The 9672-nt window shown below is 35.5% G+C and carries 12 protein-coding genes; 3 read left to right on the top strand and 9 right to left on the bottom strand.

Going from position 1 to position 9672, the window contains the following annotated elements:
* The 7 genes from AC1DOS_RS14750 to AC1DOS_RS14780 form a co-directional block, all read right to left on the bottom strand.
* On the bottom strand, nt 1–892 hold an 892-nt coding region (locus AC1DOS_RS14750), incomplete at its 3' end, for an MFS transporter (protein WP_477538105.1).
* Nucleotides 893–915: 23 nt separating this feature from the next.
* Complete coding sequence (locus AC1DOS_RS14755) at nt 916–1788, bottom strand: NAD(P)-dependent oxidoreductase (protein WP_477538106.1); 873 nt, start codon at nt 1786–1788, stop codon at nt 916–918.
* Between the two features lie 263 nt (nt 1789–2051).
* Nucleotides 2052–3296 (bottom strand): hypothetical protein, encoded by a 1245-nt coding sequence (locus tag AC1DOS_RS14760; protein ID WP_477538107.1) that lies wholly within the window; start codon nt 3294–3296, stop codon nt 2052–2054.
* Nucleotides 3266–4450, bottom strand: a complete 1185-nt coding sequence (locus AC1DOS_RS14765; RefSeq protein ID WP_477538108.1) for a DUF58 domain-containing protein — start codon at nt 4448–4450, stop codon at nt 3266–3268. The genes AC1DOS_RS14760 and AC1DOS_RS14765 overlap by 31 nt, the downstream gene beginning before the upstream one ends.
* Nucleotides 4447–5385 (bottom strand): AAA family ATPase, encoded by a 939-nt coding sequence (locus AC1DOS_RS14770; protein ID WP_477538109.1) that lies wholly within the window; start codon nt 5383–5385, stop codon nt 4447–4449. Before AC1DOS_RS14770 ends, AC1DOS_RS14765 begins: the two co-directional genes overlap by 4 nt.
* A 122-nt stretch (nt 5386–5507) precedes the next feature.
* On the bottom strand, nt 5508–5696 hold the full coding sequence (locus AC1DOS_RS14775) for a Spo0E family sporulation regulatory protein-aspartic acid phosphatase (RefSeq protein WP_477538110.1): 189 nt from the start codon (nt 5694–5696) through the stop codon (nt 5508–5510).
* A 92-nt stretch (nt 5697–5788) separates the two neighbouring features.
* Nucleotides 5789–5977 (bottom strand): hypothetical protein, encoded by a 189-nt coding sequence (locus AC1DOS_RS14780; RefSeq protein WP_477538111.1) that lies wholly within the window; start codon nt 5975–5977, stop codon nt 5789–5791.
* Between the two features lie 120 nt (nt 5978–6097).
* Between AC1DOS_RS14780 and AC1DOS_RS14785 the strand changes: the two genes are divergently transcribed.
* The 3 genes from AC1DOS_RS14785 to AC1DOS_RS14795 are packed head-to-tail and all read left to right on the top strand — an operon-like array spanning nt 6098 to nt 7681.
* Nucleotides 6098–6313: a YkvS family protein gene (locus AC1DOS_RS14785; RefSeq protein ID WP_477538112.1), complete on the top strand. Its 216-nt coding sequence runs from the start codon at nt 6098–6100 to the stop codon at nt 6311–6313.
* A 38-nt stretch (nt 6314–6351) separates the two neighbouring features.
* Nucleotides 6352–6966 carry a lysostaphin resistance A-like protein gene (locus AC1DOS_RS14790; protein ID WP_477538113.1) on the top strand — a complete coding sequence of 205 codons (615 nt, stop codon included), beginning with the start codon at nt 6352–6354 and terminating at the stop codon, nt 6964–6966.
* A gap of 49 nt (nt 6967–7015) precedes the next feature.
* The gene (locus AC1DOS_RS14795; RefSeq protein ID WP_477538114.1) at nt 7016–7681 is read left to right on the top strand and encodes a hypothetical protein; all 666 of its coding nucleotides are present in this window, start codon (nt 7016–7018) and stop codon (nt 7679–7681) included.
* Between the two features lie 39 nt (nt 7682–7720).
* Here AC1DOS_RS14795 and AC1DOS_RS14800 read toward each other — a convergent pair whose 3' ends face one another.
* Both AC1DOS_RS14800 and AC1DOS_RS14805 read right to left on the bottom strand, forming a co-directional pair.
* Nucleotides 7721–8167: a MarR family winged helix-turn-helix transcriptional regulator gene (locus AC1DOS_RS14800; protein WP_477538115.1), complete on the bottom strand. Its 447-nt coding sequence runs from the start codon at nt 8165–8167 to the stop codon at nt 7721–7723.
* 349 nt (nt 8168–8516) lie between these two features.
* The coding region (locus tag AC1DOS_RS14805; protein ID WP_477538116.1) for an ATP-binding protein at nt 8517–9672 on the bottom strand (1156 nt) is incomplete at its 5' end.

Below are 9672 nucleotides of genomic sequence, written 5' to 3' on the forward strand. Positions count from 1 at the left end.
CGGTGGAAATAGTGGATACCAGATAAAGAATAATGAATTGTCCAGATGAAAAACCAACTATAACGGTGGCATAAATCGCCATCATTGCTATTGTTGTGGCAATCGCATCGTTAATAAAGAAAAATGCAATCATAAATGTAAAAACGGATTTATGAGATTTCATATCTTTAAAAGTGCTGATAATCTCTTTGTAGCCATCAAAGAATGAACCTTTGACACGTTGATTTTTAGGTATAGGTGTATCTTTGTTTATAAAAAATAATGGCAACGAAAACAGAAAATATAAAATGGCTGTTGGAATGAATGCTCTGTGAAATTCACCATCACTAACAAGCAAATAAACAAGTAACCCAAGGATTGTACCGATATACCCCACCGCTACTCCAAATCCGGATATTAATGGCATCTCTTGTTTCGAACCTAAATCACTCATCATGGAATCATAAAATACAAGACTCGAGTTAAAAAAGAATTTTGCTATTACAAAACTAATAACAACTAAGGCATAGGACAGTGGAACTCCCMACAAGAGTGAATCGCTTTCAATTCCCCCAAACACCCCCATCATAAAAGTGGCGATGATTGATATTGAAGCAAACCACACGATAAATCTCTTTTTATATCCTGTTCGATCAATCCACACACCGAATAAAGGAGAAAACATGACTAAGAAAAAACTCGCGATTGCATTCGCATACGAAACAAACGTGCTGGCAACTTGTTGTCTTGCTTCACTGGTTCCAATGACTTCATCAGTATAGAAAGGAAAAAAAATAGTGTTAATATTAGATGAAAATATCGTGTTAGCAAAATCATAAAAAGCCCAAGATAAAATCGGTAATGATAGATAAAGAGCTATTGGACTCCGAGGAGTCGTTTGTTGCTGGTCCACTCTAACACCCCACTATTTTTATTCTATTTGTCGTACGCCTTTATTAAACTTTGTGTTCCCTCATTTTCAAAACCTAGCTCTGCCAAGTTCCGATATATGGAATAAGCCATTTCTAAACCAGGAAGTGTTACATTCATTTTTCGGGATTCATCCAGAGCAATGCCCATGTCTTTAATAAAGTGTTTCATATAAAAACCAGCTTCAAAATCACCTTTTAACATTCGTGGCGCTAGATTTGTTAATGACCATGATCCTGCAGCACCTGTCGTAATTGATTTTAAAACCAATTCTGGATCGAGCTTAGCCTCTTTTGCATAGGTAATAGCTTCACAAGCCGCAATCATCGTGGAAGCGATAGCGATTTGATTTGCCATTTTTGTATGTTGCCCCGCTCCTGCCTTGCCTTGATAAACTACATTCTCACCGAATAAAGAAAACATCGGCTGAATTTTATCGAAAACATCTTTGTCTCCTCCGACCATAATCGATAATTTACCTGATTTTGCTCCAACATCTCCTCCAGAAACGGGGGCATCAAGTGAACTCATACCAACTGCTTGTGCTTTTTTGTAAAGGTCTATAGCAAGAGTTGGTGTTGATGTTGTCAAATCGATAGCAATCAGATCTGGCTTGCCGTTTTCAAAAATGCCTGTATCTCCATAATAGATTTCTTCAACGTCTGATGGATAACCAACCATTGTGAAAATGACTTCCACTTGAACAGCAACTTCACCAGGCGACTCTGCCCACTTTGCACCTAAATCTAGTAAATCTTTTGMCTTCTCTTTCGTACGTGTGTAAATTGATACTTCATGACCTGCAGCAAGCAAATGTTTAACGATACTTTTGCCCATAACTCCAGTTCCTACAAATCCAACTTTTGCTTTTCGACTCATTATGTAACCTCCAAGGTGTTGATATTAATTATTATATTAGTTTATCAAAGTTCCTAGACTTAAGCATCGCAACATTCAGAAAACAGAAAAATTCTTTTTAAGTTCTCATAAATTTCATAATTTGAAGAGTAATAAATATGACAGGAGAAACATATGTACACAAAAAAAGTAGGACACATTCCTCTCGGGAAATGTGTCCTATAAAAAGGGGGAAATGAGAATGTTGCTGTGTTCATTTATAATATGCCCACATTTCTTTTTCTTTAAACATCTTTATCAAAATATTTTAATAAAAGTTTTTTTAATTCAATCATAAACCATTCTCCATCTTGAGCATTCATTTGCTGCCCGCTATAACGCACTAAATTATAGACTTCATAAAAGTTTTCAGATACCTGCCATCCTTCTCGGTTAAACCATTCCCGAACTGTCTCATTTTGTTGCCTGCTATATCCCATTTGTCCTGCTTCACTTTCAAATTCACGATATTTATCTCGTACCAAGTTTGTATTCATCGAATAAAGCCATGTGGTTGATGGCATTTCTTCTTCTTTATTAAGGTTGCTAACACTTCTTTCATATAGAGTTTGCTCTTCAGCAACTTCAACTTTTTCAGTTTTATTCTTTGATAAACGCCAAATGATTATTACAATTCCAAGGATACTTACACTGATAATTATGGCAAGCCAAGGAAAATCACCAGGTGCGTCTAACCAATCCAATTGTTGAAATTGTTGGGGCCTTGCTTCTATTTTCTGTGGTTTCATTAAGTTTTTACTTTCAGGTTCTTGAGAGAATTGAKTAAAAATACTTTGTAACCAGACAAATACCACACCTACCGGATATAAAATCAATTCAATAATGTCACCAAATAATAAGACAAACCATTCTCTAGCCTTGCTTCCTATTCCCAACATCAAAGCAAAGGCAACTGCTGCAAAACTGATGATACTCATGTAAATAAAAAGTACTTTTGAAAAAGGTACTTGAGTTGAATTCTTTGACCGTAACCATTGAACAACTATCCGATCTAATACAAACAATACGGATCCAACAATCGCTAATATAAATACATCTCGAACTACCTGTGTTTTATTAAATACCGTTATTAAAAAGTAAGATATTGCAAACATCACCACTAATAGAGTAAAGAATGAACCATCATGCGTGGCATCTTCTTGTATTTTTGCATATCGCTCCTGAACTCGCCAAACTGAAAAGGCCATAATGAAGAGAAACAGCCAAAATGGAGCATTAAAAATAAATACAATCGATCCGACAATAACTGAAACAACTAGCGAAATAGCTATTTGGTATCCAGTTTTCAAAAATAAAAGGTTAACTGCTATAGCAATACTAAATAACACTGCTATCCAAATATAATGTGGTGAAATTAATGTTTCATTCGGCATGAATAACACTAGAAAAGAAACTAACCATGCATCTTGCAAAAACTTTCCAAACGATTCATATTGCACTAACGACCTTGAAGGGGTTGATTTTTCCATCCTATCTCACCTCCAAGATTTTGATTTACTCTAATGTTTACATGTATATTATTCGACCATTTCGCTACATAAGAAGCCATCTCATTTACATCATGAGTGAAAATCACAACTGATACTGGCAAGTTTTCATGCATAACCAAATGTGACAACATCCGATTAAAAGGAATTGTATTATCATTCTTTGATAGGATTGAAAGCAATTCCATTGCTTTTTGACGTTGCTTTTGTCCATCGCCTATTGGCAAGTACAAATAAGGCGTCACCCCAAAAGACCTGACATTGACGGTAAGTGCAAATGGTATTCCTTCGCGATAGAAATAATCAACAAAAGAGGCAATTTCCTCAATGCGTTCTTCTAAATCCGCAATAATGGAGTAACGATTTTCCACGTTCAGTACGAGTAATGCGGATTCATTTGCCACTTGTGTAAAAACTTTTGTTTGGAGCTTTTGCATTCTTGCACTGGCTTTCCAGTGAATATGATGAAATTGATCTGCTAGTTCGTAATCTCTCGTACCAACAGGTGAAAATAAGTCTTGAAATAACGAATGTTTGTACTCGCTATCCCCTGGTTTTAATGGAGAAGCTTTTCGCACATTCTTTAATGGATACATACGTGGATAAACCATTTGCTCCATTAATAATAGAGGTTTATGAACAAGTGCGACCGACCCTTCCCCGAATAAGTGAGGGACGGTTAACTCCAATTGCTTTAATCTGGACAATCCTCTTTTTTGACCTTCAATTGGTATTTTAACTGTCACGACTTCATTTCTACCAATCGTTAATGGAACCACAATTTCAATGAGCTGAGAATGACCTACTTGCAAATTAACAAGTGGTTTTACCGCATCTTGAAAATATATTCTCAATTGTCCATTCCAAATAGGTAGTCCCTTGTTTTCAAAAGTTAATTCCCAATTGGATTGGCCACCTTTGAGCATGCGACTTCTTTTCTTATTGTTCAGTAACGTCAATTTCTGACCAACCTGTTTAAAATACAGCATTTGCATAAAAGTTATCACACCGAAAAAACAAAAAACTCCTGCAGCAACATATTGCACGAGGATCATTGACATCGTCAAACAAAGTAAAATAATCGTAAGTACCCAATTCGTTTTTGTTGCTCCATAATAATCTCGTTGCCAAATCATCTTGCCATTGCCTCAACAGGTGCTTGAGCGGATTCAATGATTTCCCTGAGAATATCTGCTGGCTCACGAATTAACATGCCTTCAGCCGTCAACATTAGACGATGTGTGGAAAGTGGGGCTACCATTAATTTAACATCATCTGGGATAACATAAGATCGCCCTTTAATAAAAGCATGTCCTTGAGCAGCATGAAGAAGTGCCAGCGATGCACGCGAACTTAGACCTAGTTCCACATGAGGATGCTGTCGAGTGGCATGAATGATTTGTAAAATATATGTCTCAATGTCATCATGAACGGTAATTTTTCTTACATCACTTCGCCATTGTTGAACATCTTGGATTTCAATGATTGATAAAGATTTTACTGCACCAGGTGCTTGACTGAACTCTCTTAATATCTTTCGTTCTTCTTCAAAACTTGGATAATTAATTTCGATACGGAACAAAAAGCGATCTAACTGCGCTGCAGGTAATGAAAAAGTGCCTTGCTGAGACTCAACTGGGTTTTGAGTTGCTATTACCATGAATGGTTCTGGCAATTGAATAGTTTCGCCATCAATTGTCACTTGTTTTTCTTCCATGGATTCTAGAAGACTTGATTGTGTTCTTGGTGTAGCACGATTAATTTCATCTGCAAGTAATATATTTGTCACTACAGGACCTGGACGCATGATAAATTCTTGCGATTTAGGATCGAAATAACTAATTCCAGTTACATCTGAAGGTAAGACGTCTGGAGTAAACTGAAGACGTTTAAACTTCCCTTTAAACGAATGGGCAAACGATTTGGCCATCATCGTCTTTCCTGAACCAGGAACACTTTCGAGTAAAACGTGCCCTCCTTGAATTAATGCAATTATCATTAAATCAATTTCTTTTTCTCGCCCTACGATTGCTTCATTTAACGTTCTTCTTAATTTATTTAATTTTGACAATGCAATTCCCCCTTATTCCAATTGTTACACTAATTGTATAAGTATACCAAATTACTATATCAAGAATATAAAATTAATCTGATAATATTAACAAAAAGAAAAAAAACTAAGCGATTATTCGCTTAGTTTTTGATTAAATTCAAATTGTATGTAGGATTTTCAGGATAACTTTTCCTATGATAAGCATTTAAAAGTTGATCTACCTTTTCACTTAGTTGGATGGTATTAACGTTTCCAAAACCATTCTCTAGCGCAGACTTAATCATTTTCTCTCTAGTTTGTTCCAATTCCTCAAGAATTGATTCTGTCACATTATACCTCCTTTAACAAGCCTTTTTATCCATTATTATACACTTATTTTAGCGAAATAACACACTTTCATTCCGACAAAATACGACATTTTTCAACTTCTCGCATTCTCTTCATATGTATAAATAACGAGTCCGCCTTGTTTTGCAATTCCGCGAAAATGCTTAAAATCTTCTCGTAGAATAAGAATTTCACGAAATTCTAAAAAATTTTCTTTTTCAATTGTGATGGACGCAATGTTTCCTTCTTTTAATTCTTCTAGTTGTTGTTCATATGTATTCATATTAATGCCCCTTTATTAATAAAATTAATCATGATTTAATGTTGTTTTCAGAAAATACTTTACGTTACAAAAAATTTCATGCAAACTATTGAGTATGAGAGCATGAAGGAGCTGAAGTTTGTGGAAATTGCGACGGTTGGATCAATCATTGAGTTTAAAGATGGCTTGCAAGGAATTGTAGAAAAAGTAAATGAAAACTCGGTTATCGTAAATGTTTCCATAATGGAAAACTTTGAGAAACTCGCGGTTGAAGAAAAGACAGTTGTGAATCACAAACGGTATAAAATATTATACCTTAAAGAAGAAGAGTCTTCACCCATGACAGAAGGAGAATAAGAGTGAATTTTTTTAATACGGTACAGGAGGTTTCATAATTGAATATTTTAGCTCCTAATTTACGATGGATCGTCATGCTAGTTGGCGTCTATGTATTACTTCTATTCACATTTATGAACGAAACTATTTTTTGGTATATGTATACATTTACCATGCTATTATTTATGGCCTTATCTTTCGTTCTTGTAAAGATGGAAGACGAAGTGCAAACCTGGGAATACTTAGTCTTTGGCATAGGGTATGGTACACTGACCTATGGACTTATTGCAACCGCTTACCGGCTTGCCTCTATTTTTACTGATGATATAGCGATTTCAGTAGAGCGATTTCTAAGTGTTTATGGACCAACCACAGTATGGCACTATTTATTATTGATGTTGATTATTGCACCAGGTGAAGAATTGTTTTGGCGCGGGTTTATTCAACAAAAATTAAAGGATTATATGAGTCCATTCTTTGCTGTATTAGTTGCTTCGTTACTTTTTGGATTGTCTATGTCGTTCAGTGGATTTTGGCTAGGCGTCCTTGCAGCAGTTACTTCTGGGATGCTATGGGGAATTTTATACGAATGGAAAAAAAGTATGCCACTCATCATAATTGCACACATCACGATGACGATTCTGTTATTTCTCATTCTTCCTTTTAACACTTAAAACCTTATTTCATTACAACATGACTACTACTCAAAGGAGAAACTTAAACATGAAAAAAACATGGCTTTTATTTGCATCACTTACTTTTGCTATCTCCATGCTAGCCGCATGCAACTCAACGAATAAATCAAAAGAGAATGAGGATGAAACAGATACTCAAGTAGAATCTGGTGAGACTACCGGTGAAGAAACATCTGAAGAGAATGTCGAAGAACCGACAACTTCAGAAAATAGGGATTCTGAGAAGACACTTACCTATTCAGTTAATAATGAAGTAAAAGAGGCTACTGCTAAATTAACTGATAGTGAAGAACAAAATTATTCACTATACAAACTAGATGGTTTTACTTTAACAGGTGAAGAGCCTAATAAAGATTCACTTTACTTGGATGATAATCCAGCTGTTTCTATGCGAGTTGAAACCATCTCAAAAGATGATGCTTCTTTAGAAATCATCGCAAAAAATATGCACGAAACAATCACATCGGTCAGTATTAACAAAGAACCAATAGAGATTGGTTCAGATAAATTGCCAAAAGGCGAAGGTGTCTTGAATCCAAGTGGCTACCAAACAACTTTTGAATTGGGTACAGTATCTGGCTTTGTTTTTGAACAAGGAAATCTAATTGTTCGTCTTACCATTTTCGATCAAAAGAGCGTGAACCAAACAGATGCGTTCTTGAAAATGGGCGAAACTATAGCAKCAAAAAAATAAAAAATTCCGGCTCATTTAGTTGAGCCGGAATTTTTTATTTTAATAAGATAAATCTTTAATCGATAAACCTAACTTTTTCAGTAAGACAATCATTTGATCCTTTTCGTCTGAATCAAGAGCACTCATCATCTCATGTAACTGCTTCTCATGCTCGGGAAACAGTTCATTCATAAATGCTTCCCCTTCAGGAGTAATTTCAGCAAACGTCACCCTACGGTCAGATGGACAAGATACACGGTGAATAAATCCTCTTTTTTCAAGCTTATCAATTACATACGTAATTGATCCACTAGCTAATAAGATTTTATTACCGATTTTCTGTAAAGGTTGTCTTCCTTTATGGAACAGTAACTCTAAAACTGCAAATTCAGTCGGGTTTAATCCATTCTTTTGAAAAAATTGATTCGTGCATTCATGTAATGTTTTATAGGCTCTTGAAAGCACAATAAATAACTTTAATGATTGTGTTAGTTCTTCTGATTTCATCTATTTCACCTTATTCTCAATATATCTACTTAAAACTAGTATATAGGGAACTAAAGAACTTTGTCAAAATGCGTTGTCTTATCGACTATTCCGCGTTTAACAAAAATGGGGACGTCCAGCAAAGATGGATGTCCCTAACAATTCAGCTCTATCATTATGGCGTTCTTTCTATTCGCAGTTCTGTGTCGACTATGAGCGGATTTTTGTCGTCTATTCGCGGTTTCATGTCGACTATGCGCGAAACGATTGATTAGCCAATTCTATGAGCGTTTACTTGTCGTCTATCAGCGAATTCATGTCGACTATGAGCGAATCTACATTAGGACCACTTCTAATCTTAAGTGAAGCTTCATTTTGAAGATATTACTTCCCTAATAGGCTTTATAGGGTTTGGATTGTGGGTTGTCTTTTCATCCATGGCATCTAAATGATAAATGGGTAGCAGAATATGGAAAGTGGTTCCTTGACTAGGCTCACTTTCAACTTCAATACTTCCTCCGTGTTCCTCTATGGTTTGAAATGCATGTGATAATCCTAATCCGGTACCTTGTTCTTTTGAAGTGTAAAACGGTAAAAATATTTTATGCATTTGATCTGAAGTCATGCCTTCTCCTTGATCTAMTATAGACACACGTACTTGTTTATCATCAATTTGAGATTGAGTAATTAAAACTTTCCCTCCGTGGGGCATCACTTCAGTTGCGTTTTTAAGAATATTCATAAACACTTTTTTTAATTCGTACGCATCACCAAAAATGCCGTCTGATTCTCGATCCCATGAAACAAAATCAAGTTCAATATTTTGAAGTATTCCTTGGGGATACATAAAATCAACAACCTGTGAAAGTAAGGATGATAAAGAAATAGACTGAAAAGATCGTTCAGCTGGTTTTGATAACACTAAGAATTCATTTAGGATTGATTCCATTCGATTTAGCTCACTATTTATTATTTCAAGGTACTTACTACCTTCTTTTGATACTTGATGAGTGAGCAATTKCGTAAATCCCTTTAGAGAGGTCAGTGGATTACGAATCTCATGAGCAATACTTGCAGCTAATTGTCCGAGCGTAGATAGTGATCCACTATGTTCAACTTGCTTCTTTAGTTGAATTTTTTCCGTTTCATCTCGTATTATGGTCACGTACATATCAACACTTTTATTTAAACTGGAATTGAATTGATAAAACCTCACTGCCCCATCAGCATCTACTTTAGGAATTATTACTTTTGCGGAGCCTCTTGATAGAAGTTCTTTAAAAAATTGATTAAAATCATATTGTGAGTCGGGTAACAATTGATAAATTAACTTAGCATTTTCGCCTATTAATTCGCTTGCGGGAATACCAAAAATTGTTTCAATCATTTGATTGGCTTCTAGAATATTTCCAGAAGTAGAGGTTAATATGAGTCCATGTGGAGCATATTTAAAAATAGTTTCATAATTCGGTTGTTCATTAGAACCTAGCTCAAGCGGGGCTTGGACTTGTTTTAAGCGAATAATG

This window comes from Paenisporosarcina sp. P5_A11, assembly GCF_056400705.1.

Coding starts and splice junctions, on each gene's coding strand:
- AC1DOS_RS14780 (WP_477538111.1), bottom strand. CDS start 5,977: ATGAATACATATGAACAACAACTAGAAGAATTAAAAGAAGGAAACATT.
- AC1DOS_RS14765 (WP_477538108.1), bottom strand. CDS start 4,450: ATGATTTGGCAACGAGATTATTATGGAGCAACAAAAACGAATTGGGTA.
- AC1DOS_RS14800 (WP_477538115.1), bottom strand. CDS start 8,167: ATGAAATCAGAAGAACTAACACAATCATTAAAGTTATTTATTGTGCTT.